Below are 26,855 nucleotides of genomic sequence, written 5' to 3' on the forward strand. Positions count from 1 at the left end.
AGTCCACTTCTATTCACTATTCACTCTTCGTTATTCAGCAGAGGTTGTTGTTCCACTGGCCATGACAAGATCACACATACTCCACCAAGCTCCGATGCTGTGATTTGAATGCCGCCCTTCCCTCCATACCTGAGTTGAAGCCTCTGATTCACGTTCCATAATCCACAGCCCATCTCCTGATCCATCGCCCCTGCAAGTTTGATCAGGAGCGCTTCACGTTCTTCCTGTGTCATGCCTTTCCCATCATCTTCAACCATCAAAAACATGGTGCCGTCCCGTTGTTCACCGGAGACTCGGATCTCACCCGCTTCGGCGTCTGCTTCAATCCCATGGATAACTGCATTTTCGACCAAAGGCTGTACGATCAGCGGCGGCACTTCAATTCGCAGCATCTCTTCCGGTAGATCCAAGGTGTAATGAATACGTTCCATACGCATACGTTGAATTTCCAGATAATTGGTTACAAATTCAATCTCTTCCGACAACGGAACAACATCCCGTTCCTGTCTTGTTGTATACCTGTAATATCTTGACAGATTGTGAGACATGGCTACAACGGCATCCACCCGTTTCAGCTTCGCCATACTCGTAATAAACGAGAAACAGTTATAGAAGAAATGCGGGTTAATCTGTGACTGCAGCTGCTTTAAGCGCGCTTCCCGAACATGGATCTGTTCGAGATATACATGCTCAAACAATTGCTGAATCTTTTCCACCATTGAATTAAAACGTTCGGACAGAAAGCTGAATTCATTACGGCCTTTTGGCTCAATACGAACCGAGTAATCTTCTTGCTTCAAGCGCTGGAAACCACGGATCAGTTGTTTCACCGGCACTTGAACCTGAACATATAACAGATACGCAGCAATGCAGCTCATCAGCAACAGACAAATCATCGCAGAATAAAACAGGAGGTTTGACTGGTGAATCGGTTTCAAAATATCCGATAGCGGCATATAATCCACCAGATACCAGCCGGTTGTACTTGATTTCACAGAATTGACCATATACGGCTCATTCCCAATGACGATCGTGCGATTTTCCACGTCTTGCAGTGCACGGCTAGATAATTCCTTGATCAACTGATTGGTCAACGTGTGATCTGATGTCCGATTATAGATTACCCCTGTTTCTTCACGAAAATAGAACGGGTCATGTCTGCCGTCGCCTTTGAATTTATCCAGCATATCCCGAATATTATCACTGTCAAATTCGAGCTTGATGATCGTTTCTGCATTCTCGGCAGGATTCTCGATCCCATAAGGAGATACGGTGATCCAGCTGAACTTGAAGCGATCATTTTGCCCATCCTTAATTTTGTGCACATCCCAGCCAGAAATGAGACTTTCTTTTAAAGCCTGCTTGTCGTAAGTACGAGCATCCCGTTCCGAGATCACCCTGCCTAGCGATGGAGAATACAGATATAATTTGGTCTCCCAATTAGACGAGCTTTCCTGAATGCTCAGCTTGTTCTGAATGCGCTTGACGAGATTGATTGCATCCAGATCAAAATAACGACTCTCTGCAAATATACGCCGAAAGCTCGTAATATCCGGGTCATGAATCAGCAGGTTAGGCCAAGAAGATAATAACTCAATATTGGTGTTGACCTGGTTCTGGAAAAATTCAAGTTGATTGCTGTTTGAACGATTCAGTTCAGCCCTTAGTACGGCCGTTGTTTTATGATTAGAATACCAATACAGGAGCACAACGGGAATAAGCATGATCAGAATTAAAATGACCATCTTGGAAAACAAATTTGTCCGGTATGACATAGAAGTTTCATCTCGCTTCTCTTGATTTTCTAATTTCTATAGAAGTTGAACTAACGATTTTACACAGTCCACTCCGATGACAGAATAACCTTCCAATCGCTGTTATCCCCGGATTTTTTGGATTCCCTTTTCCAAAGGGGGAAAATCCGGGGATAAGCGTATGCTTCCGATGCAGCTTTCTTGCAGAAAGCTTTTAGGCGAGCGCTTCGCTTTTTCAGTTTTTTTCCGTCCTCTCCGTTTACGTGTAAAAAAATCAACTTATATAGTGACATTAATTGTAGTCAAGTCTGCTGTAAATACAATCTATTTCTTGCACATGAAAATAAATAGAGTGTGCCACTATTCATCGTAAGCGTTATGAACTCGACGGGAAAGGAGATAAAAGCAATTTTTCAGCACTAAATTCAACTTCTCCATACGAAAAAACCGGCAATAGCCGGTTCTGTTCGTACGCAAAGACTCCCTTTTACTTTTTCTTTTGCATGTGATGCATTATATTTTATGTACTTGGATCTAAAGTCTGTTTAACACATATTAAGGAATGTCGTAATCAAAAATTGTATCTGTCCCATCCACCGCCACATCTAGTACGATACCCTTCAAGTTTCCACTCACTTCCAGCGGGCATTTCGCCACACCTGAGAATTCAAGTTTCCCTGTAAAAGTTGTCCTGGGCTTGATCTGAATGGATTCCGCCTGTAACTGAACCGACTTTAAGGAATTGGACAGCGGGTCATCCTGATTGTGATAACTTTCAGCCAGATCAGGCTTAATCATAGCCGCGACCGCTGAACTGCTATAATTTTTCAGCGTCAATTTGCAAGTGGCAAAAGCTTGCCCATTCGACGACACATCATAGGTGCACGAGCTATCATTCTGCATATAAGATAAGCTATTCACACCCGTGGCTTCCCATTTCACGACATACATTAGCTTGTCCGTCATATATGAATAGCTGAATATGATGATCAGAACACCCATCCACAACGTTTTTGCCAAGAGTGGAAACTTGCACATGATCTCCTTGCGTGTAAGGTAATATCCACAAGCCAACATGCCAAGTCCAAAATACATCGTGATATGTACACCACTTAAATAAGATGTCGTGTAGGGGGAAATACCGACGAATAACAATAATGAATCACCTACTGAAAAACCGAGATGATGTTTAAAGGTAAAGATGACAGCAAACAGCAATAAAGCCACTGAGAACACAAGCCTGGTTCTCGACATGCAAACACCTCCTAATCAACCCCCTGATTATATCATAATTTTCCTATTTTTGATTAACAATCCAAACACAAAAAGGAGTTACCGATTTTCACCGATAACATCCCCTTTTGCGTCCTGCCAGATGAAGTAAATTTGATGGACTACTTCGTCAGAATATTTTTTTACTTTTTAGCCAGGAATGCATCTAATTGCTCCTGTTTGGCCGCGATAATTTTATCGATGCCTGCTGCTTTCAATTTTTCCAAGTACTTCGGAATCATCTCGTTCGGGTCAACAGCACCCGAAGTCATGCCCGGCTTAAATTGTTTATTGACGTTATTTACAGCCGCAATTTCGTTTTTAACCGATTGGCTGTTAAAGGTGAACCCGAGGGCAGGAGATTTTACACCTTTGGCATTGAACTCCTTGAACTTCTCCCATTTCTGCGGATCTTCGTTATCCCACAGATAGTTCAGGAACTGGTTACCCAGTTGCCATTGTGCACCTGGATTGTAGGTACGGCTGTTTGCATCTACGCCGTCAGGCAACTTAATGATGTTCTCTTGACCTTCTACTTTTACATAGTGTTTGCCTTCAATACCGAAGTTGAGCAAGTTGTTAATTTCTTTGTCGGAGTGAAGTAAGTTAATTACTTGCATTGCTTTCTCCGGCTGTTCAGAAGAACGGGAGATCGCAAGCATCGCTCCAGAGGCATCACCAGTTGTGATCGTTGGACTTGTCATCTCAATTTGCGTGAGCGGATGTCCTACATACCCTTCTTCTTCCTTGTCTTTACCTGGCTTCATGCCATCCGTCCACATAAAGGCTTTTCCGGCTTTGGCCTGATCTTTCGGGAATACATTGGACGTTGCTGCATCACTGTTGATGTAACCCGCTTGGTACCATTTACGTGCAAGCTCGGCTGCTTCTTTGAACTCCGGTGTTTCCACCTCGTTTAGTACCGTTGTACCGCCAGCTGTCTTGGAAATCACACCCGGTACAGAAGCATCACCGAGGTAATCCCAATCCAGATTTTCCAATAGTCCGTTACCATTCGTATTGGACATGTAGAACGGTGTTACTGCAGGCTCATTTTCCTTGATCGTTTTGAGTAAAGGCTCGAGATCAGCCCATGTTTTTACGGTTGTCAGATCCAATTTGTATTTGTCAGCCAAATCCTTGCGCACCAGTACACCACGAGTGGCTGCAAGTTCCTTGTTCGTTGGTACACCATAGTTCACGCCATCCACCTGAGAACCTTCGAGGAAAGCTGGGTCCAGATTTTTCTTGATATCCTGACCGTGTGCATCCAGCAGATCATTCAGCGGCAGGAATGCGCCCTTTGCCACGTTTACCGTGTAGTTCTGCCAAGCAGCGGTGAAAATAATATCTGCCTTTTCCCCCGAGGAGATCATCAGGTTCAGCTTGTTATCCCACTGTCCCCAGTCCACCGCATTGATTTTAATCGTAGCTCCAATCTTCGGCTCCATCTTTTTATTGATTTCGGCTTCCACAAGAGCAACATCTTTCTGAGGTGTTCCCGGATAGAACAAGGAAACCTCATAAGGCTTTTCATTGTTTGTGTTCGGCGTATTGCCTTCAGCACCCGGTGTTGCTGTGTTCCCCTTGTCGGACGAGCAGCCAGCAAGCACCAGTGCCAGCGCCATGGCCGCCGCCGTCATACGTGACCAACCTTTTAATGTTTGAACCAATTGAACCCCTCCTGTTCATATGATGGACCTTTCACCGTTTAGCCCCAATTCCTAATAAACGGCAAGCTTTCTGTATATGCCCTTTCGTCTATCTTCGGTTGATCCTACTCACTCCCTAACCGGCCGGAGTTATCCTTTCACAGCACCCACTGTCAGACCTTTGATGAAGTAACGCTGGAAGAATGGATATGCCAGTACAATTGGACCAATACCAACGACAGCCATTGCCATTTGCAGCGTTTTGTTTGGCAGATTGAGAAGTCCGCCCTGAGACGAAATCTGTGAAGAAACGTTGGAGTTGGTTGTTAAATATTGAATATCGAGCAGCGTCCGGTACATAAGATACTGAAGGCTGATCGTCCGGTTATCCGAAATAAAAATCATACTAAGATACCAATCATTCCAGTAGTTCAGCGTACTGAAGAGCGCAACGGTTGCCATAACGGGCAGCGAGAGCGGCAGGACAATGCGCAAAAACGTTTTCAATTCACCTGCTCCATCAATGCGTGCTGATTCCAGAATGGATACCGGAATGGAGTTCGCAAAGAATGTGCGCATCACGAGTACAAAAAACGGTGATAACAGCAGTGGCATGATCAAGGCTAAAATAGAATTTTTCAGATCCAGCACGTTGACGTAAACCAGATACCAAGGAACAAGTCCACCATTAAACAACATCGTGAAGAAGATGAAAAAGGCGAACCAGCCGCGGTATGGCAAATCTCTCCGCGAGAGCGGATAAGCATATAGAGCGGTCAAAGCAACACTCGTGATCGTACCTACGACTGTAACTATGATGGATATGCCATACGAGTGGAGAATCTGATCCATATCTTTAAACAGGAATTCATAGGCCGTTAGGCTGAATTGCTCCGGTATAAGCTTGTAACCATTGGCGATAACGGTTGTCTCGTCCGAGAAAGAGATGGCGAAGACCAGTATGATCGGCACGATACAGGCAACGGCATAGAATAGAAACATGAAATGAATGACGGCTGCGGAACGCTTGGATACAGCTAATGGATCACGTGTTTTCAAAACTGACTTGCCTCCTCTCAAAATAATGCGTTATCTTTGTCGATCCGTCTAACGATGGTATTGGACACTAGCACCAGGACAAAACCGACAATTGCTTGATACAAACCTGCTGCAGATGACATCCCGATGTCTCCACCTATGAGGAATGTCCGATATACATACGTATCCAGTACGTTGGTTACAGGGAACAGCGCGCCTGATTCCAGCGGAACCTGATAAAACAAGCTGAAATCTGCATAAAAGATACGACCAATCTGAAGCAGTGTCATTATAACGATCAGCGGAATCAGAAAAGGAATGGTGATAAAACGAATCTGATGCCACTTGGATGCACCATCCAGCACAGCCGCTTCATAATATTCTTCATCAATGCCGACTACAGCGGCCAGATAAATGACAGCATAATAACCGATATTTTTCCATGTATTCACAAGCGGCAAGATGTACGGCCAATACTTCGGTTCAGAGTACCAGTCAATCGGCTGCCCTCCAAACATTTGCAGTATGGTGGAGTTCATAAATCCCGAGTCCTTGCCGAGGAAAGCCAAAACGAGATAACTAACTACGATCATCGATAAAAAATAAGGCAGCAACATCAGCGACTGATACAGTTTGGACATCGCTTTGTTTTTAACCTCGTTAAGCAAAATGGCCAGGCCTACACCGACCGTAAGATTGAGTGCAATAAACACGGTGTTGTATGCAAGGGTGTTTCGCGTAATCTCCCATGCATCGCTGGTGGAGAACAGGTATTTAAAGTTATCCCACCCGCTCCACGGGCTTCCCCATATTCCATCCGCGTAGTTTACATTTTTGAATGCGATCAGAACGCCGAACATCGGCATATAATTGTTTACCAGCAGAAACAGAATGCCTGGCAAAAACATCAGGTAAAGCACTTTGTACTTACCAAGATTGAATAACACGGACTTGCGTTTCCGAACCGTGCCTTCCGGTATCTCCGATATTCGTACGCCCTTACCCGCCTGGGGTTGTGTCTTCATAACGTGTTCTCCCTCACTCCTCTTGAATTCTTCCTCAGGATAAAGCTCCGTGCGCCTCCTGTGGTTCAAGTATACGGCGGGTCGATCAGGTCCTCTATCTGCTGTGGTGACCTATTCAGTTATCAAATTATGACTTTCATACCATAAAAAACAAACAAAGAGCGCAGCATGCTGCGCCTGATTACACGGTTCTGGATTGTTTGCGAAACTCTTGCGGCGTAATTCCGGTGCATTTTTTGAACATTTTCGTAAAATGAGAGTAGTTATAGTACCCCACTTTACCTGCAATATCTGTCACCTTGACGGTGGATTGAGACAACAGCGTTTTCGCCATGGCTACTCTGCGCTGAAGAATGAATTCGGACAGTGACATCCCCTTCTCTTTACGGAACAACCGGGACAGATAAGCCGGGTTAAATCCAGCAAAAGCAGCCAGTTCCTCGCGCATCAGTTCTTCACCGATGTGGTTCTCAATGTAGATACATAACTGATCCACAATCGACATCGGGTTCTGATCATCCGGGTATAAAATCGGAATGACACGTTCAATGAGATCAAGGGTCCACTGCTTCAGCTGCGGCAATGACCTTGTGACCACCGTTTCTTCCGGCTCCCGTTCGCCGGGGTACAAGCTGCGGATGGACACATTTTTCTGATGCAACAGCGGGTAGACAACATGCAGCATGGCATGAAAGTAGAGGCGCAGTATCTCTGGAGATAAGCCCTCCTGGGCAGCAAGCAACTCGAAGATTTCATCCACGCGTTCCCGCAAATCTTCTACTTTACCTGTTTCAAAAAGGATAGACAGCTCGGAGAACCATGGGATAGGCAAAAAACGGTCTTCCTGATCCCGATCACGCTCGTCGTAAACAAAAACCTCTTCCAGCTCTTTAATGTTACGCCGCTCCATATCCATGAGTTCATTTAACATCCCTTGAAGTTCGATTACAGATACGGGTGCACCTACATAACAGGACAAACGGCAATAGAAGTATGTGCCACACTCCTGAATATAACGCTGGCAGCGCTGTTCCGCCTCACTTGCAGCAAGGATGACGTCATCTTGCTCGTAGGCAAGCACAATATTTAACCCGCTGTGATCCTGAAACACTTCACCTGGCTTATCTCCAAGCAACATTTCTCTGGCTGCATTGCGCAGAGCGTATTCCAGCACCTCTTCATCTCGCAGATTAAATTCACGCACCCACTCTTCAACTGAAATCACGATGGGCAATACACGCACCGCAGGATCAATCTCCGCACCGTACAATTCTGCAAGTTGCTGCAGCCTTTGTGGCGTAAGTGTACTGCGCTGGGACACCACATCCTTCCAAAATCGTTCAGTCAGTAAAGGTTTATGGGTTTTCCACCGTTTGTATACGGTTTCGTAAACTTCGTTCGTTCGGGTGCGTTGCTCTCCATCCCTGATTTTATCCAGAGCCCGTGTAACCACTTTAAGCAGTTGGTCTACGGGAGCAGGTTTCAACAGATAATCAAAGCTATTCAGTTTGATGGCGGTCTGGGCATAATCAAACAATGCATGACCTGTCAGAAAAATGGTCAGGATGCCAGGATCATGCTTCAATACCCAGCTTTGCAGATCGAGTCCGGTTTCTCCAGGCATCTCGATATCACAGATCAGAATGTCGATGGCATGGGTTCGGATGACTTGTCTTGCTTCCTCGACATCACATGCCCCAAACACCTGGTCCATCCCGGCTGCCTTCCAGTCAACTCCCTCCAGCATAGCCTGCAGGGCATACACTTCATCATCCACGATCAACAGGTTCCGCATGAGTTCCTCCTTCTTGCTCTTCGGTCTGAGCAGGCAAATATATGCTTACTGCTGCGCCTCCGTCTGTCCTATTTTCAAACGTTAACCCTGCTTCCGGGCCATACTTCACCAGCAACCGATGGGCGACATTCCATATGCCGATGTGCTGCCCTCCGGGATCTTTCGCATATTGTCCCTGTTGCAGGTGTCCCAGGAGCTCTGTTGGAAATCCGACGCCGTTGTCTATAATCTGAAGCTGGAGTACACCTTCGCCGGCTTGACTGCTGGATGCTTCTGTCAGGCGAACGGTAATACGAATCACAAACGACTGCATTCTGCGCTGAAATCCATGTATAATTGCATTTTCTACAAAAGGCTGAATCGTCAGCGGCGGCAGTACATAATGCCCCACATCAGGGCCAATATCCAGTTCAAAATCGAGCTTGCTCGGGAATCTCAGCTTCTGAATCTCAAGATAATGCCGAATATGCTCTATCTCTTCATGCAGTGTGATCACACGTTTGCCAGCCCTTAAGCTGGATCTGAAATAATCAGCCAGATGACCAGCCATCTGTTGCACCAGTTCATGCTTTTGAAGGGATGCCAGGCTATGAATAATATTCAAGGAGTTCAGATAAAAGTGAGGATTAATCTGCATCTGTAATTGCTTGAATTCCGCCTCTCGCGTACGCAGTTGCTCCTCATACACATCAATCTTCAAATGCTGAATTTCCTGAATCATCTGATTGAAGCTGCGTGTCACAAACTCTAATTCAGACGAAGACGGTGCCTCCAGCGTCACATCCAATTCACCACGACTGACTCTTCTCATGCCCCGAATTAGCGCATTCATCGGACGGAACAGAAGCTGCCGCAGGAAGAAAAGCGCCGTAATCAAAATAACGGCCGCCCCAATCGGAAGCAGCCTGATGATCTGCTGGAAAAACGGCAGATTGCGCATCATATCTTCCTCTGGTAATAACACGACATAGTTCATATCCGACATAGCGGATGAAATACCCACCATCAAATATTGACGAGCCCCGCTACCCGTTTCAGAGATCACCTGATATGGACTTTTCAAACCGGTCAAATGATCCGCGACCAACTTGATTTGTCCAGTATTTAACATAGAATCGGATAAAGCTCTGCCATCAGGTGTAACGATAACCGCACCGCCTCTGTCCCCCGATTCAGAAAACTGTTGTGGGTCATTCAGTGCATTCATATCAACCAGTGCCCCGGCATAGAACTGCTGATTAATCCGTACCGTTTTCACAAGCGCATTAAATGTTCCTCCGCGGACAATGCTCCATTCTGGCCTCTGAATGTCACCCTCCAACTGGCGCATCTGGGCAGGCATGTTGCGCTGTACCACCGATTTTTTAATATCATAATTGCCTGCGGTCGCCAGCAACAGGTCATCATTCACCGCATCATACAAATAAAAAGAATCAATGAGATTGTAAAAACCGATATCGGTCATAAATTTGTTCATAATACGCTGCTTGGCAATGGTATAGTCTCCACTTCCGTATTCAAGAAAAAACAGGGAGATAATATCAGGGTCACGCTCACCCAAACTATATAGATATCGATTCGTCTCCTGTAATACGCGCTCATTCTGCTCCACGTTTTTGGCCAGATGATTCATATTGGTGAGGGATACCTTATCACGCACAACCTTCATGGCATATACGTTGTTGTAGTACAACAACATAAAAAGTGGCAACATGATTAGTGTAAGTCCCACAATAAACTTAAAGCGCAATGAACGGATCAAGTTCATACATTACCGTCCTTTTGATTCAGGCTGAGCTGAATTTTTCTAATTTCTTCCTTCAGATGGCATGTATATTGTAATCACCTCGGTTTAACGTTGTCTATCAGGTTCGGTGACTCACGGATGTGTGTTATCGTGACTTGGTATAGTCATATGCCCCTGTCGTGTGTATGCTTCGTGTCACTCATATAATTCTCTGAATGTAAAAAAAATCCTGCTCTATAAGCTGAACTAAAGACGTTTACACCGAGCACTCCAATGACAGAATAACCTTCCAATCGCTGTTATCCCCAGATTTTTTTGATTCCCTTTAATAAAAGGGAAAATCCGGTGATAAAGGCGAGCGCTCCGCTTTTCCAGGTTTTTTCTGTCCTCTCCGTTAAAGTGTAAATGAATAGTTCAATATAAGAAGCAGGATATATCCTTTGACTCTCACAACCTCCTTGAACATCCGGGCTTGACATGCATAGGATATAGCACTCACAGGATCGATGACCAGGCATACAGGGAGGCTGTTATGATGATGAATATTCAACTCATCCCGTTGCATTATGTCTATTTGGCATTTATTGTCCTGATTATCGCCGTCATGGTTCGGCGCAAAGATACAACGATCATCTGTGTCGCAGGCATTATGACCATCGGACTGCTGGCAACAGAAACGTTAAGCGGCTCCGTCAGCGGGATTTTCAACAGCTTTATCTACGCAACGAAGGAACTGTTAAGTACAATTTTTATCATTTCTATTATCGTTGCGATGAGCCGTGTTCTGATCCGAACAGGTATTAATGAAGTCATGGTCACACCGCTCACCCGATTTATTCGTACGCCTCAAGCTGCATACTGGGGTATTGGACTTATTATGATGGTTGTATCTTTATTTTTCTGGCCATCTCCTGCAGTCGCCTTGATTGGAGCTGTGCTTCTACCCGTAGCCGTTCGTGTAGGATTACCTCCGATTGGAGCTGCCATCGCGATGAACCTGTTTGGGCATGGCATTGCCTTGTCAGGGGACTACATTATTCAAGGTGCTCCCAAACTTACAGCAGATGCAGCAGGTCTTCCTGTTACGTCGGTGATGGCTGCCAGTGTACCTCTCGTTATCGTCATGGGCACGGTATCTACCCTTACCGCCTTCTGGATGCTTCGCAAAGAGATGAAATCCACCCAATGGAAGGAACAGGAGCTTGCGCAACAGCAACATTCGGCGTCTGAGTCACAGCCAGAACCACATGAGTCTGTACCAGTCCAAGCGATGCCTCTTCGTTGGAGAAAAACATTCGCTATACTCATTCCGTTGTTATTTGCACTGGATGTTGTACTGATGTTTGTGCTGAACCTTCAAGGCGGGGATGCGACAGCATTAATAGGCGGAACTGCCGTCGTTATTCTGATTGCCATTTCCCTTACCGTACACCGCCATAATGGATCAGAAGAAACGACTACTTATCTCATTGAAGGATTCCAGTTTGGATTCAAAGTATTTGGTCCGGTTATTCCGATTGCGGCATTCTTTTATCTCGGGGATGCTGCCATTACAGAGTTATTTATGAACCCGCTTCCTGAAGGTTCACACGGGATCGTCAATGATCTTGGCGTTGCACTTGCGAGGATTGTTCCTATGAATGGAACCGTGGGGGCGATTACCATGACCGTTACTGGAGCTGTGACAGGTCTGGATGGCTCAGGATTTTCGGGAATTTCCCTCGTGGGCTCCATTGCTACCATGTTTGCAGGTACAGCAGATTCGGCGCCAGTACTTACCGCGCTGGGCCAAGTAGCTGCAATCTGGGTTGGCGGCGGAACGTTGATTCCGTGGGCGTTAATTCCGGCGGCAGCCATCTGCGGGCTCAACCCGTTTGAGCTTGCACGGCGTAATCTGAAACCGGTGATTCTTGGATTAACGGTAACTACCCTTGTGGCTATCTTTCTCATCTAAAATGTAACGCGTGATCGGGCAAACTCCCATAGCTCCTGCTCCTTCAATTCGGCCAGATCACGCATCTCTATATAAGGATTACCTTCTAACCCAAGTACATGGGCGAAGGCTGGCTCTGTTTTCCACCCTGCCTGTTTTAATCTGCGAATCTCACGGTGTCCCGCCTCTCCCCATAATTGCAACAAACTCCATTCAACCTGCATATGCAGGTAAGCATTTTGCTGCTCAACAGGCACAGCCTGTACAAATATTTCGACAGGCCATGACCCCAATTTCAGTTCACATGTGACATATGCTTTCTGATCTGAAACGCTAATACCGTATGTCCACTGTGTCCTGCCGTTTAGCGCAATACCCTCCAGTTGCCCACTCTGCTCCGCTTGAAAAGTCTTCAGGTCATCGGCATAACACAACACATCAAGATCACTGTCAGGAAGATCGATGTCAATGGGTACAGTTCCCGTAGGGTACGAAGAATAGGCAGCTAGCTTGGCTAACAGTCCGCTATCCTGAAAAACACGGTAAGCATCTTGTTGACGTTGATTGCCAACCGACAGGTGTTTCATCACATTTTCGGCTGTATCCATCATTCCGTTCATGCTCATTACGGATGATTACCTGCGGAGATCACTTGTTTCACTCGCCCCACTTGACCACTCGTCAATCTCACCTTGATCCCATGGGGATGAGAAGGAGATTTGGTTAGCAGATCCTTGACGATTCCTCTCGTCAGTTTGCCGGAGGATTGATCCTGCTTCAGTACGATATCAACCTCTAGACCAGGTCTGATATCAGCTCTCTTTTGTCCATTCAACTTGTTCACCTTCTCAAATAACATAATTTAGTCTTATACAAAAGACTTTATCTATTGTAGACGTTTCGACTGCAAAACAAAAGCGTGTGACTTATCTATGAACAGCTTACAGGCATAACTAGGGTGTGTCTGAAAACGCCCTAGTACACTAATCTCATAAAAAATCTTTCATGCCAAACAACCGCAGCCATGAGTGCTTCTAGGCGTGCGGTTGAGATTGGCGTCGGTACAACAACAAAATAGATGTGCGCTTGCTTGCAGCACTCTGTTTGCGACCAGTTGCCAAGGATGCCTCACGGACCCCTTATTTACTGCATTAAGGCTGGCTCCGCGATAGTGAGGACGATGCCCCCTCCTTGGCGGCTTCACGGGCCTTCACAGCAAGAAGTTCAGATACGGTAACAAATTGAAACCCTTGCTCTTGTAGTTTGGGCAGGATCGTTCGCAGTGCATCAATCGTATGGGATTTGCTTTCTACTTTGTCATGAAACAGAACGATATCTCCATTACGTGCATTATTCAGCACTTTGTTCGTAATGGCTGATACACCAGGTAAAGCCCAATCCCGGGTATCCTGATGCCAAGACCATAATACGATGGTGTACCCCTTTTGCTTAGCTGCCTTAATAACCATATCGTTGTAATAACCTCCAGGAGGTCTGAACAGCAACGGGCGATGCGCACCTGCATTTACAATGGAAACCTCGGCCGCCTCCATATCTTTCAAGTATTTGTCCGCTGCTGTTGAGCGAACGGCATACGTATGAGCAAATGTATGATTCGCAATCTCATGCCCTTCAAGCTGTTCCTGTCTGACAATGTCAGGAAATTTCTCCACCCATTTTCCGAGTACAAAAAAAGTCCCCTTTGCGTGATACTGCTTCAGCAGAGCTAAGATCTGCGGTGTTTGGACAGGGTCTGGCCCATCATCAAAAGTCAGGGCAATCAGTTTATCCTGTGTGGGGACTTCCCATACGATCTCTCCCCGTTCTTCATAATACTGACGATTCTTCTGCACTGGCTTGGCATAAGCCGAACTTGTTGAACTGACAAGCATTATTACAGCCAGCATGATCAATGCGATGAATCGGGTTGCTTTCAGGTTCATGTCGTATCCTCACTTTGATTTTCATACGTCAAACTCTCTGTTAGCATTGCCCGATTCATGTGAACTCATTAATGATCGGTTGATGATTAATCGTTTTTCAGAGCTGTTGCTTCTACATCATTGATATAACGACGTAACCTTGCTGCAACATCCCTGGTAATCTCCCCGTTCTCATATAATTGCTGCACCGTATTACGCTGCTCCTGAATGGCTACCATCTGAAGTTCCAGTTTATCCTGATTAAATGGATCTTCGGTCGTCTTATCCTGATTCCACGCACGTAACTTCGCGATGACCCGTTCATATTTGGAAATGACCGAGAGGGCAGCCGCACGATTCGTGTCATTCATCTGTGCCCGGATGGCCTTAATCGCTGCCTGAGATGTACGCAGCTTTACCTTGCGGAACAGTTCGGCATTTTGAAGCATAAAGGGCTGGTCTTGTTTGCTGGAGCGGCTTGTGAACAGTTGGCTCAGCATCCGGCCAATCTCGTTAAGCGACACCAGCAGCTGTGTATTGGTACGATTGGAGAGCATCATCTCTTTGCGATCCAACCAGTTGTCACATTTGAAGGCTGCTTCAGGCCCGAGGGCATTTTCATTCCTCATCACTTCGATCTCTCTGCGCTCTGCCCGTGTAGCGATTAGATTAATTGCCGTTTCCTGCTTTTGCAATGCTTTGCCATTATCTGCTGCAAACTGACCCGCCACCTGTTTAATATATTTGGACAAGTCAGATACCACAGCCAATGCAGCAGCTTTATTTTCATCATTCATCTCGGATTTGACTGCTCGGATGGCGGCATTCAGCATAATGTCTTGTGCTTTCCGTTCAGACTTATGTGGTGTTTTTTCATCAGAGGATTTCCCCTCGTCTTTGGCTAACACAGGTAAGAACACACTCGCAGCAATCAGAGAGAACAGAATGACACCAGCCGCCAGAAAAATAATCAAATCTCGCTCAGGAAACGGTGAACCATCCTGTAGGACAAATGGAATTGAAAATGCTCCAGCCAACGTTACCGCACCTCTGACTCCCGATAAGGAGAGGATTGTAATTTCCTTGAAGCGAGGTTTTCCAATAGCGGACTTGGCATGCAGCCATTCATTAACTTGCCAGAACAAATAAATCCACAGGAAACGAAGCAGGACAAGTAGTACTGAGATCAGCAATACATACCCTAACACTTCGAAGTTATTAAATGACACGTTCACAAAGATCTTACTAAGCACATCCGGAACCTGTACACCAAGAATGACAAATACCAGGCCGTTCAAAATAAATAAAATAACAGACCATGTGCTCGCAGATACCACCTGCATTTTAATCTGAACCGATTCGGCCCGGTCACGTTCAATTGCATGAATGATCCCGCCTGCAACGACCGCCAGAATGCCGGATACCCCGATCTCTTCGCTCACCAGATAGATTACAAATGGAGTCAAAATCTGGAGCAACATATGTATCGTTACATCTTCCATACCCAGTCTGCGAATCCACATGCCCACTCGGATGAACAGGAAGGACATTAACGCACCGGCGAGCAGACCTCCTGCAGCAATAGCAATGAAACTAACCGTTGCTTGAGCCAGTGAAAAGAAACCGGTCACCGTTGCTGCGATTGCAAATTTGAAAGCAACCAGACCCGAAGCATCATTCATCAATGCTTCGCCTTCAAGAAGTCTATGAATACTCTTGGGTAGATGCACACGTCCGGCCATAGCTCCTACAGCCACCGCATCTGTCGGAGACAGAATGGCCGCAAGCGCAAATGCAGCAGGCAGTGGGATCGTCGGAATCAGCCAGTGTATGGCATATCCGGCAACCGCAACCGTAACGAACACCAGTCCTAGCGCAAGTAAAAGAATCGGCGCACGAAGGTTCCACAGTTCGTTCCTTGGTGTTCTTTTCCCATCGTTATACAATAAAGGAGCGATAAAAAGCACAAAAAACAATTCTGGATTCAGCGGCAGATGCACACCCGCTGGCAGTAAAGCCACACCTACCCCCAGTGCAATCTGAATAAGCGGAACGGGGATAAAAGGTACGAACCGGTTCAGCACGTTAGATAAACCGATCAGTCCCAGCAATACAAGTACCGCAATGAATAGTTCCATGATGACAACCCTTTCCGCTGCATAAGTCATGAATCGTTCGTAATGCCTTTATTTTAACAAAAGCATAGGCCTTTATAACAAAGTTTTCATATTCATTTACCCATTTCAATGGAGCTGATACGCACGGTACTGAAACATTTTTGATCGAGGTCATATATAAGATGTACAATATGTGAAGGACATACTCTGTTAGAAAGGAACGTTCAACTATGGCTTTTGGCATTAAACGGCAAGAACTTGCAGCATGGAAAGAACGTGTCGAGCGCGGTGAAATCGCCTATCTCACTCATTTCTGGATCGACTCCAGATTTCCTGGCATCACCAGTGTTACCAAAGTAGGCTGTGCCGACCTGAATCGCCTGGAACAATGGTGCGACGAACACGGTTTAGACCCCCGTTACATTCATCGGAGACAGCCCTTCCCCCATTTCGACTTAATGGGCAGCAGACAGAAAGATATTCTTATCCAGGAAGGCCTGACCGATCATGTATCCCGCTTTCATCTATAAGCACTGCTGTAACACGTAAAACGCCAGTCTTCACAAATTCATGCCCGGTAGTGGGGACGAATAGATGAGGACTGACGTCTTCAGGTGTCATATGCATTAACGATACGTCTGCTCGAAAGATTTCATATCTTCCAGCAGCTTCATTTCTATTTTCTTGAGCATGCCCAGCATTAACTGCTGTTCCTCCTCTGTAAGTGCTTGTAACAATTCCCAAGTCATACGGCCGCGGTTGGCATTCAATGTTCTGGTTAATTGTTCTCCCTCTTCGGTTAAGGATAACCACACAATTCTGCGATCTTCCTCGCTGCGTTCCCGTTGAATGAGGTTCTCACTTTCCAGTTGATTTAGCACAATGGTTGTTGCTCCGGATGACAGACTGAGCTGACGTGCTACATCAACAGCCATGCAGCGTTTTTCACGCAAAATCATACCTAATATATGGATTTTCGTTGGATTCAGTCTGCAGTTCGTTTCCGACTTTTGCTGCTGATCCAATACTTTATTTTTATATCTGAAGAAGGCCTCCATCAATTGATCAACGTTTGCCAATTGCGAGTTTCGCTCCGTATTCGGGCTCATATCCGTTCCTCCTGCCTTTCATCATAACCTGCCTTATATTGTAACATATTTACACTCCGTTGGTTGTGAAAAAAACGAGGTTTCCTATGAGCAGCAGTATCCCTCTCTTCTAAGTGATAAAAATAAGATTAGGCCTCTTGTATATAAGGAATACTTTGTTTATAATAGCCTTAAGTTACTTTTAGTTACTTAATAATTTAAATAAATTTGTTATCATAAAGTAAACAAATGTCATCACCATTATATAGCAAGGGAATAATGTACATGAACTCGATGAAACCTCAAATTAGTGATATCACTCATACAGATGTCTGTATCGTCGGAGCAGGGCCGGGAGGAGCTCTGCTCTCGTATCTGCTCAATCGGAAAGGCATCTCTACATTACTCATTGAGCGACAGCCACATCTGCATAAATCATTCCGCGGGGAACTTCTGAACGCAGACGGCGAAGCCATTTTGAACAAACACGGGTTATATTCGCACATTCAAGAACAGGGTGTTTTACCACTTGAAGAGATCCAATATTGGGAAGAAGGCAACATCCTGCACACCATTAACCCCGATGCAGACAAAGGGGAGCATCATGTGGGCGTGCACGTACCACAAGATCATCTACTCCAAGCGATCACAGACCAGACCGAAGCGTTAAGCCCGTTGCATCAGGTTCGCTTCAATACAATCATGACCGGTTTGCTTCGGGACAAAAGTGGCCTTGTTGCTGGCATTAACGTGCGGCAACATGGGATCCCTCACTCCATTCGAGCATCAGTCGTTATTGGTGCTGACGGTAGATATTCGGCGGTACGCAAACATGCCGGCCTTGTACCCGAGATACGCAAGCACGGGTACGATCTGTTATGGGCACGTATCCCTGCGCCTCCAGGATGGGAACCTGCGGTTCGCATGGCAAGCATGGACGGTCAGCAGCTCGCACTTTTTTCACAATACGGCGGTTACGTACAGATTGGATGGAACATTCCCGAGCGAGGCTATGCCCAGCTGCGTGAACAGCCCTTTGCTCCTTTTGTAGGCAAGCTTGTATCCGCCTTCCCTTGTCTTGCCGATTCTGTCGCTGCACATATTAAGGACTGGAGCGACTTTGTGCTGCTGTCCGTGGAAAGCAGTTATAGCTCCCGATGGGCGAATGACAATGTCGTTCTTATTGGTGATGCTGCTCATACGATGACGCCAACAGGAGCGTTTGGTTTGAATGCTGCACTCGAAGATGCCGATGTCCTCTCTGAACTGCTCATGCAGATGGCAGAGGATGATTACAGATCTACCGATGTGCTGCAGCAGCTGCAAGCCATTCGCGGCTCCAAAGTTCAACAGCAGTTGGCACGGCAACTGCAAATGGAGTCCTCTTTTCAGCAACGTTATGAATCCTTTCGCTAGGTAGAGACCGGGATACACAGCATATATCCAAACCAAGTGAAGAAGCCATGTCATTCCCTTACGGGGAACCATGGCTTCTGACTTATCATTTCAAGTTTGTTGGAATGTACAGTATACTACTTCACGTAGTATGTCTACACCGGTTTCAAACCTCAATACCATTTATAGCACTTACGCGTAGCTCTGCGAGTGGCAAAGCTCTGTTCTCCGGATGCCGAAGCGTTACCGTCCTACTCTCTCCCGGTAGCAGATCAAAATAGTTATCATTGCATCGAATTCGTCCTACAGGCAGCTCCATCTTCACCATACGTGCAATGGCACCACTTGCAGTAACCGTAACCGATTGTTCCTCTTCGTTTACATGAACGCTGAGCTGGGACTGTGGCAACACGATATCCTTAGGATCACGTAAAAAGTAACGATTTATAGGCGCATTAAACCCTTCGGCCCGCAGTTCCACCATCACTTCGTCCGCCTGTCTTGTTCCAAGCACTTCAACTTCCTCCAATGTTTCGATCCGCATCGATGACTGAGCCTGCACCTTCACTTCATATGCAGTAGAATACAGTTGCTCTCCATGCAGGTCATAGACATTCAGCCTAAGTTCACCAGCCACTTCATCCCGTGTATCGTTAACTACCCATAAAGCAAGCGGCTTCTCAGGTTCATGTTCCAAAGAAAGTAATACAGGATGAAAGAACCTTTTCGCATAATAAAAGGATGCCTTTGGCAGCAGTTCATAATCAATCATCGACCAGCTTGTACCCGGCCAGCTGTCGTTTAGTTGCCATACCAGAGCGCCACTGTTACGATCGTTGATTCGTCTAAAATGTTCAATACCATAGCGCAGCCCCTCCGCCTGTGTCAGCATGGAAAAGTTCATGTATTCCTCTATATTCTGAGGTATGCCTGTGTACCCTTCCATCAACAGAATGCCTTTCTGATGATTGGTATCCTTGTTGCGATAGGCCATTTCGGGACTACCCCAGTAAAACTGGCCAACAGGCATATTTTTCTCCAGCGTGTACCGATTAGCCGAAGCATGCATGCCAAATTCACTGCTGAACAGCGCATGATCCTTTTTATAATTTTTAAACGTAACCCCTTCAATGCTGTAATCCAGCACCGGTACTTCTCCTTCTTTTCTCGGATATACAGAACCGTGCCACACCTGCCAGTTATGTCGATCTCCGGTATCCGGATCATTCGCATCCTGTCCATGGTTCCCGCCATAAGGTGAAGAAGGCCAATATGGACGAGACGGATCAAGCCGCTCCAAAGTCTCAGGGATCAGCTCATGATAGATATGTTCGCCATAGAATGGACTTGTGATATCACCGCTCGCCGTCTTCATGTCGTACAACCAATCGATTTCGTTGTTACCACACCAGATCGCCAGCGAAGCACGGTTACGTAAACGAAGGACGTTATTCTCAATCTCCTGCTGTACATTCTGCATGAAGTCACGATTGAAATCCGGGAACAGCGCATTGGCAAACGCAAAATCCTGCCATACGAGCACCCCTTGCCGATCACACTCATCATAAAAGACATCTTTCTCATAGATGCCCCCTGCCCACACCCGCAGCATATTCATATGTGCTTCTACAGACAGCTCCACAAGTTCACGGTATCGTGAGTTCGGGATCGTTCCAATCAGTTGATCGGCTGGTATCCAGTTTGCTCCCTTGGCGTAGATTTTGAGCCCGTTCAGAATAAAAGCAAAGCGCCCCTCTCCCTGCTCATTATGCAGCGCCAGCTCAATCGTCCGTATGCCATAAGGCTGGTAATAACGATCTACAGCTATACCATCCGCATACAACCTAACCTCCAGGTTGTACAGATAGGGTTCACCCAGATCATGAGTCCACCATAAGCGGGGATGAAGCACGTCTAACACCGTCTCTGCGTTCCCCTCAGTCACAGATAATGAGTCAGAACTTGCCACCACATCCCCAGTGTCGTTTAGAAGGCGAATATCACACGTGGTGACGACAGGCTGTGTCCGTTTATATCTGCTACGGAAAGAAAGAACCGATTGTACATCTGCCTTGACTTGAACTTGAGCCTCTGTCTTACTCACAAACTTGGTTCGGGCGTACACACTATGCAGCTTGGCAACCGTGTAGCGCTCCAATCGTACAGCTCCCCAGATGCCCACTGTAACGATACGTGGCCCCCAGTCCCATCCAAAATTCATTGCTGCTTTACGCAGCCAAGGGCGCTCTTTCGTGTAGGAAGACCAGTCAAATGTCTCTTTGTCACGATGATGAAGATGAAGCGGATCAAACTTTACGGCAATGGCATTCCAGCCGCTTCGCACCAGGCGAGTCACATCCAAGGTGTGAGACATCAGCATATTGGTGGTTTTTCCAGCCTCGTGCCCATTGACATAAACCGTTGCAAACGTGTCCAACCCTTCAAACACCAATTCAATATACTCCTCGGAGGATGCATCCAATTCCAGATTAAAGGTTGTGCGATACCACCACTCCTTCTGCTCAATCCAGCGACTCTTGGCATCGTTATGTCCAAAATATGGAGGATCAATAATACCGTGCTCTGCAAGTGCCCCATGAACGTCACCTGGCACCGCCGCGCCAATCCAGAATCGGTCATCCAGTGCTGCAGCGGCGACATCCATTGCTCGCTTCTCTCCAATCTCATAATGCTGTATTCTCCACTGTCCTGATAGATCCTGAGTGGAACGACAAACGTTTACCATTGTACTCCCGCTCCTTCCGTCTAGCTGCCTGAAGATTTGTAAACAAGTGCCTGCTCCCGGTATTCACTCGGAGTCTTGCCTGTATGCTTTTTGAACAGTCTGCTAAAATACTTCACATCCTCGTAACCACTCATTGCAGCGATTTCACTCACTTTTGCCGGCGATACTGCGAGCATGTTCATCGCCCGTCTAATTCGCATATCCGTAACAAAGTCGCCAAAGGTTACGCCCATTTCTTTTTTAAACAACTCACTGAGATGCCCTGGATGCAAATGAACTTGCCCGGCCACCTGCTGCAAGCTGACATCCTGTGTCAGTGAGGTTTCAATATAACCGATCGCTTTTTGCACATGTGCGGCCTGGCCCTGGCCCATACGGCTGTGATATGCATGCATCAGATCGTACAGATGATGAAACAGTTCATCCCCGATCTCTGCAGGTGTCTTATCCGCCTCCTGAGTCCAAGGTTCGAGCCGGGCCGGTTGTTCTCTTCCAATCGCCTGTAGTGTGCGCGCAAGCCAGCGATGTCCTGCAATAACTGCCGAATGTAGACAAGCTGCATATGATCCAGGTGTGACGCCCGGTTCAGCAATCATTCTCGTAATCAGCTCACGAATCCACGTCGTTAATGCGACCGGATCATGATCGAGCAGCAACGTGCCGAGTGTGGTTTCCTCCTCATGTGTCAGAACCGTTTTGCCGCCTTGCCGGGCGCTGATTTCTTCATACCTCCACACTTTAGCTTCAATTAGCCCACGGTAGCGAAAAGCTGCCAGTGCCGTTTGATAGCTATGGTGCAGTTCAGAGGCGCGGTGAACAGGCTCACCCGCGGCTGCCCGAAGTGTACATTTCAACCATTGTTCCACCCGGTATAACCCATCTTCCAGTCTATATATACTTACACCCATCTCAGAAGAGTAAGGTAGAATGCACACAATATGCTGCTTCTCAATCTGAGCTATTGCTCCTGGTAGCACATCTTCCAGCATATTTTGCACAGCGAACCGGAGCAACGCATCCGAAGAACGCCCCCAGCCCTCGGCATGTATCAAAACAACTTGTCTACTCATAGACAGGTCACCATCACTACCGTGACGCATGGGTTGATTGGGCAACTCTTTTTGCTCACCAAACATCAAAAAGGCTGGACAATTCACCGAATCGGTATTACCTTCGATCACCCACCCAGCAAACTGCCTTTCCCGGTTCTCACGTAACCATTGTCCTTCGCGAGACTTCTCTGTCCACCGTTCGGCAATTCTTGCCTTGGCTTGCAATACCGTTTTGATGATCTCTTCCGGTTTGCTCGTTTTGAGCAGATAGTCCGTGACTCCGTTGCGAATAGCCTGCTGGGCGTAAGAGAAATCATCATAACCCGATAAAATAATGACCTCAAGCTCTGGAAGCAGATGCAATGCTTCTTCCGCCAGCTCCAGCCCCGACTTTCCATTCATCCGAATATCCGTCATTAAGATATGTGGACGTTCCTCGGCTAGACGGGTCAATGCTTCTTCCGCCGAAGCAGCAGGCTGAAGAAGATCAATACCGAGTTCATGCCAGGCAATGACACTAGCGAGACCTGTACGAATAATGACTTCGTCATCAACAATTAATAATCTCATGGCGATTCCTCCAGGATTGGAATGGAAAACGAAATCCGGGTACCCCCGTCCTCTCTGCTGTTCACTTCAAGCAACGCATCCGTCCCATAATAGAGCAGCAGTCTTTCATTTACATTACGGAGACCATAACCTCCATCAGACAATGAATGCTCCAGTTGCTTCGCACTTTGCTTCCCTTCTGAATGACTGCCGGATGGCAGCATGCTACTTTCATCTGCGGGTACAAGGCTTGCCTGCAATTGTTGTAGCTTATCCGCAGCCATCCCTGCACCATCATCGAGCACCAGGATATTCATTCGTTCAACCACCGTATCCTTCTGAATCATGATCGTGATGGTCCCTTGTCTTCCCGCCTTTTGAATTCCGTGAATCATGGCATTCTCCACTAGTGGCTGTAGCAGAAGCTTCAGCATCATTCGCTGCTCCAATGCAGGATCAACAATATAATGCAGCACGAACTGATCCGGGAAACGAATCGACTGTACTCGCACATAATGCTGGATATGCGCAATTTCTTGAGCAACCGGGCAATAATCCTGCCCTTTATTCAAACTAATGCGTAGAAAATCACTCAGTCCCTCCACCATATCCGCAATTCGATTTTCTTTGGACATCAACGCAATCCAGTGAATGGAGGAGAGTGTGTTATATAGAAAATGAGGATTAATCTGTGCCTGGAGCACACGCAGATCTGCTTCTTTTTTACGAGCTTCACCGCGGATAATCTCTTCCTTCAGCAACTCGATATGTGTACCAAGCAGATTATAACTCTCACCCAGTTTACCAATCTCGTCATCGCTCTCCGCTCGAAATAAGGGCAATGGACGCTTCGGGTCAATTCGCGACAGATGCCTGTTTAATAAAAGCAGTGGCCTTGTGACCCTGCGAACCGTGAACCAAACCAAACCGCCACTGATTAACGCAGACAGGGCAACTGCAACCGCAGTTAAAATTAAAATGTAACTATTTTCAGACTTATATTGTTCATAAGGAACCGTTCCAACCAGCTTCCAGCCCGTCATTTCCTCAGGATAATAAAGCACAGTGCGCTTGTGTTCTTCCTCACCATAAGTTGTCGTTCCACTGTGCCCCTTCTGAATACGCGTGATGAGTCCTGGTTCCAGATCAGATACATGTAGCCCCAGTCGGGATTTATCCATGGAAGACAGGATATCCCCGGTGTTACCAATCAGCTCTAGTCTGCCTTCTCCTTGGCCTAATCCAAGTGCAGGCCATCCTTTGGAGATCATCTTTTCATCCAGGCTGATCGCGAGCCAGCCGATTGGGCGATAGTCGTGAATGCTGCGAATAGGCCGAATTAAGGTTATGACATTCTGAATTCCGGCATAGTTTCGTACCGGATACACCCCCGTCCACCTCTTATCCGCATGTCGACTTGGAAGTGTGGGATTAAAAATCCGTTCCCCATCTGCCTCATACCACGTGGCTGTTGACAGCGCAGCGTTGAACCTTCCAGGATATATCGCTATGTTGGCAATGTACTTTTTGGAGGCAGCCAGGTTGGTCATTCGGCCTAAAATATCAATGCGATCCAGATCATCATCTTCATTACGACTTAGATACTGCTGAATATCCCGTTCTCCAATCAGGAAAATGGATAGATTCTCAGCATCCTGAAGCATATAACGAAGATTCGCTTCCACTTGTTTCAGCGTGTCCATGCCCGACAGCTTCGTTTTTTCCTCTGTGATGCGTGAAGCAAACAGGAAAGCAAACAGCCCAAGCGCTAGCAGCGGCACAATCATCGAAGCTGTAACCACCACGGACAACTTTCGCTGCAGTGAAGATGTAAGCCAGCGAACCAACTCTGTTCCTCCTTTGGATACGCTTACGTTTACCCTTTGACTGCGCCTGCTGTCATGCCCTTCATGACTTGTTCCTGGAAAATCAGATAAACAATAATGGTAGGAATAACCGACAGGGTCATGGCAGCAAGCGTTAGACCATAATCAGTCTGATATCCGTCTGCAAAGTTCGCAATGGCGAGTGGTAACGTTTTCAATCCGGTTTTATTAATAAATACAAGGGCAAAAGAAAAATCATTCCACGCATGTAGAAAACTCAAAATAGTCACGGTGGAGAGGGCAGGCAGTGACATCGGAAGCATAATTCGGGTGAAAAGCCCCCACAGTCCTGTTCCATCCATAAATGCCGCTTCCTCAATGTCACGCGGAATGCTGACAAGATACGCCGTAAGCACAAAGATCGCTGTAGGTAATGCAAACGCTGTATACGGCAGAATCAATGCCCAATACGTATTCAGCAAAGACATCTGTTTCATCAGAATAAATAACGGAACAAGTGTACTATGAATCGGAATGAGCATGCCTACAACAAAAAACGTCATGATGAGCCCTTTCCAGCGAAACTGAAATCGTGCCAAAATGAACGAAGCCAGCGCCGCTATAAACAGCGTCAGGATCAGTGATCCAATCGATACCGTTAGCGAATTGCCGAAGGCAGTTCCAAGCTTCGAACTTTCCCAAGCATTGGTGAAATTAGCCATATTCCAGTGAGCTGGCAGACCAAAGGGCCTACTGTAGAAATCTTCATTGGTTTTGAACGCACTGATCACGAGCCAATAAAACGGATACAATGTTAAAATACCATAGACCGTCAGCAGCGTCCAAACGATTCCGCTGCGCATCCGGCGAACGGGATGTCCTGCACGGCCTCGTCGCGTTGTCATAGACACAGGTGTTACTTGCATGAACATGCCTCCTTTCTATCGGTTTTCTTTGCGTTTCCGGCTAGTCACCCACTGGCTTGTTCCAATGAGCAGCAAAGAAATCAGAACAATGGTTGTTGAGATGGCACTACCGAAACCGTATCGATACGTTGTAAATGTCGAGTTATACATATAGGTAGCAAGTAACTCCGTAGCGTGAGCTGGCCCACCTTTGGTCATAATGTAGACGAGATCAAAGGACTTCAGACTGCCTGAAATACACAGGATAATCGCAACCTGAACCGTGCCCCAAATCATCGGTAGAGAGATCGACACCAGTTTGCGGCCGCCCGAAGCTCCATCGATTTTGGCTGCGTCATGGATTTCGCCCGGAATGTTCTGCAAGGCTGAGATAAAAATAATCAGATATAGTCCAACAAAGCTCCAGAGCAACGGCGGCACAAGTGAAAATATGGCGATCTTCGCATCCGAAAGCCACTGCAGCTTCCAGTTCTCCAGCCCGAGTGCATCCAGCAGGAAGTTGAGAATACCGATCTGCGGATGATAAATGTACTGCCAGATCATCCCGATAACCACGGTGGACAACACCATCGGCAGAAATACAGCTGAGCGTAGAAACCGCTGGAGTGGATTACTTTTATGCAGCATAACGGCCAGCATGAGTGCTAATGGAATCTGGCCAAATACCGAAGCCAGCACAAAAATGACGTTATTTTTCAAAGCCCGCCAAAAGATCGCGTCATTCCAGATTTCCACGTAATTGTTTAAACCAATGTACTTCGATGCTCCAATGCCCGACCAGTTCAAAAAGCCATAATACGCTGACCATACAACCGGAACAAACACAAACAATGCATAGATAATGACAGCCGGAGCAAGCCCCAGCATAATGAAACGCCGACTTTGCAATAGGTTCAATCGATTCACTTCCCCTCGTTAATGCCTTCTGTTCTGTCCGGCACCGGACTTTACCTCTTATCTAAAAACCCCTCCCCTGCCGGGAAGGGCAATAAACAGTGCTTTGGTTAATCAGCAGCGA

At 46.6% G+C, this 26,855-nt stretch carries 20 protein-coding genes; 3 read left to right on the plus strand and 17 right to left on the minus strand.

Annotated elements, in window-relative coordinates:
• Positions 1-20: 20 nt before the first annotated feature.
• The 7 genes from ACR8BL_RS06125 to ACR8BL_RS06155 all read right to left on the minus strand — a co-directional run bounded on the left by ACR8BL_RS06125 (position 21) and on the right by ACR8BL_RS06155 (position 10,304).
• A complete protein-coding gene (locus ACR8BL_RS06125) occupies positions 21-1,757 on the minus strand; it encodes a sensor histidine kinase (protein ID WP_434756609.1) in 1,737 nt (578 codons plus the stop codon).
• Positions 1,758-2,309: 552 nt separating this feature from the next.
• Positions 2,310-3,008, minus strand: a complete 699-nt coding sequence (locus ACR8BL_RS06130; RefSeq protein ID WP_434751783.1) for a hypothetical protein — start codon at positions 3,006-3,008, stop codon at positions 2,310-2,312.
• A gap of 161 nt (positions 3,009-3,169) precedes the next feature.
• The gene (locus ACR8BL_RS06135) at positions 3,170-4,699 is read right to left on the minus strand and encodes an ABC transporter substrate-binding protein (RefSeq protein WP_434751784.1); all 1,530 of its coding nucleotides are present in this window, start codon (positions 4,697-4,699) and stop codon (positions 3,170-3,172) included.
• A 129-nt stretch (positions 4,700-4,828) separates the two neighbouring features.
• Complete coding sequence (locus tag ACR8BL_RS06140) at positions 4,829-5,737, minus strand: carbohydrate ABC transporter permease (protein WP_434751785.1); 909 nt, start codon at positions 5,735-5,737, stop codon at positions 4,829-4,831.
• 17 nt (positions 5,738-5,754) lie between these two features.
• Entirely contained in the window at positions 5,755-6,741 is a 987-nt protein-coding gene (locus ACR8BL_RS06145) for an ABC transporter permease (protein WP_434751786.1), read from the minus strand.
• Between the two features lie 181 nt (positions 6,742-6,922).
• Complete coding sequence (locus ACR8BL_RS06150) at positions 6,923-8,536, minus strand: response regulator transcription factor (protein ID WP_434751787.1); 1,614 nt, start codon at positions 8,534-8,536, stop codon at positions 6,923-6,925.
• Entirely contained in the window at positions 8,511-10,304 is a 1,794-nt protein-coding gene (locus ACR8BL_RS06155; protein WP_434751788.1) for a histidine kinase, read from the minus strand. The genes ACR8BL_RS06150 and ACR8BL_RS06155 overlap by 26 nt, the downstream gene beginning before the upstream one ends.
• Positions 10,305-10,821: 517 nt before the next feature.
• Between ACR8BL_RS06155 and ACR8BL_RS06160 the strand changes: the two genes are divergently transcribed.
• Complete coding sequence (locus ACR8BL_RS06160; protein WP_434753031.1) at positions 10,822-12,237, plus strand: hypothetical protein; 1,416 nt, start codon at positions 10,822-10,824, stop codon at positions 12,235-12,237.
• Here ACR8BL_RS06160 and ACR8BL_RS06165 read toward each other — a convergent pair.
• The 4 genes from ACR8BL_RS06165 to ACR8BL_RS06180 all read right to left on the minus strand — a co-directional run bounded on the left by ACR8BL_RS06165 (position 12,234) and on the right by ACR8BL_RS06180 (position 16,276).
• Entirely contained in the window at positions 12,234-12,836 is a 603-nt protein-coding gene (locus ACR8BL_RS06165; protein WP_434756610.1) for a DUF4269 domain-containing protein, read from the minus strand. The two genes, ACR8BL_RS06160 and ACR8BL_RS06165, sit on opposite strands and share 4 nt — an antisense overlap.
• A 5-nt stretch (positions 12,837-12,841) precedes the next feature.
• Entirely contained in the window at positions 12,842-13,051 is a 210-nt protein-coding gene (locus tag ACR8BL_RS06170; protein WP_434753032.1) for a YwbE family protein, read from the minus strand.
• A gap of 316 nt (positions 13,052-13,367) precedes the next feature.
• On the minus strand, positions 13,368-14,159 hold the full coding sequence (locus tag ACR8BL_RS06175) for a polysaccharide deacetylase family protein (protein WP_434751790.1): 792 nt from the start codon (positions 14,157-14,159) through the stop codon (positions 13,368-13,370).
• Positions 14,160-14,245: 86 nt separating this feature from the next.
• Entirely contained in the window at positions 14,246-16,276 is a 2,031-nt protein-coding gene (locus ACR8BL_RS06180; RefSeq protein WP_434751791.1) for a Na+/H+ antiporter, read from the minus strand.
• Between the two features lie 209 nt (positions 16,277-16,485).
• Here ACR8BL_RS06180 and ACR8BL_RS06185 point away from each other — a divergent pair, with 209 nt between their 5' ends.
• The gene (locus ACR8BL_RS06185; RefSeq protein WP_434751792.1) at positions 16,486-16,785 is read left to right on the plus strand and encodes a hypothetical protein; all 300 of its coding nucleotides are present in this window, start codon (positions 16,486-16,488) and stop codon (positions 16,783-16,785) included.
• Positions 16,786-16,881: 96 nt separating this feature from the next.
• On the opposite strand, the gene ACR8BL_RS06190 is transcribed toward ACR8BL_RS06185, so the two are convergent.
• On the minus strand, positions 16,882-17,364 hold the full coding sequence (locus tag ACR8BL_RS06190; RefSeq protein WP_434751793.1) for a MarR family winged helix-turn-helix transcriptional regulator: 483 nt from the start codon (positions 17,362-17,364) through the stop codon (positions 16,882-16,884).
• A 264-nt stretch (positions 17,365-17,628) separates the two neighbouring features.
• On the opposite strand from ACR8BL_RS06190, the gene ACR8BL_RS06195 reads away from it, so the two are divergent.
• Entirely contained in the window at positions 17,629-18,759 is a 1,131-nt protein-coding gene (locus ACR8BL_RS06195; RefSeq protein WP_434751794.1) for an FAD-dependent monooxygenase, read from the plus strand.
• Between the two features lie 145 nt (positions 18,760-18,904).
• On the opposite strand, the gene ACR8BL_RS06200 is transcribed toward ACR8BL_RS06195, so the two are convergent.
• The 5 genes from ACR8BL_RS06200 to ACR8BL_RS06220 are packed head-to-tail and all read right to left on the minus strand — an operon-like array spanning position 18,905 to position 26,734.
• Complete coding sequence (locus ACR8BL_RS06200; protein ID WP_434751795.1) at positions 18,905-21,484, minus strand: beta-mannosidase; 2,580 nt, start codon at positions 21,482-21,484, stop codon at positions 18,905-18,907.
• A 20-nt stretch (positions 21,485-21,504) separates the two neighbouring features.
• Positions 21,505-23,106 (minus strand): helix-turn-helix domain-containing protein, encoded by a 1,602-nt coding sequence (locus ACR8BL_RS06205; protein WP_434751796.1) that lies wholly within the window; start codon positions 23,104-23,106, stop codon positions 21,505-21,507.
• Complete coding sequence (locus ACR8BL_RS06210) at positions 23,103-24,932, minus strand: sensor histidine kinase (protein ID WP_434751797.1); 1,830 nt, start codon at positions 24,930-24,932, stop codon at positions 23,103-23,105. The genes ACR8BL_RS06205 and ACR8BL_RS06210 overlap by 4 nt, the downstream gene beginning before the upstream one ends.
• A 29-nt stretch (positions 24,933-24,961) precedes the next feature.
• Complete coding sequence (locus ACR8BL_RS06215) at positions 24,962-25,816, minus strand: carbohydrate ABC transporter permease (RefSeq protein WP_434751798.1); 855 nt, start codon at positions 25,814-25,816, stop codon at positions 24,962-24,964.
• Positions 25,817-25,852: 36 nt separating this feature from the next.
• Positions 25,853-26,734 (minus strand): carbohydrate ABC transporter permease, encoded by an 882-nt coding sequence (locus tag ACR8BL_RS06220; RefSeq protein ID WP_434751799.1) that lies wholly within the window; start codon positions 26,732-26,734, stop codon positions 25,853-25,855.
• Positions 26,735-26,855 lie beyond the last annotated feature (121 nt).

This window comes from Paenibacillus amylolyticus (assembly GCF_051136285.1).
Taxonomy (GTDB): Bacteria; Bacillota; Bacilli; order Paenibacillales; family Paenibacillaceae; genus Paenibacillus; species Paenibacillus amylolyticus_F.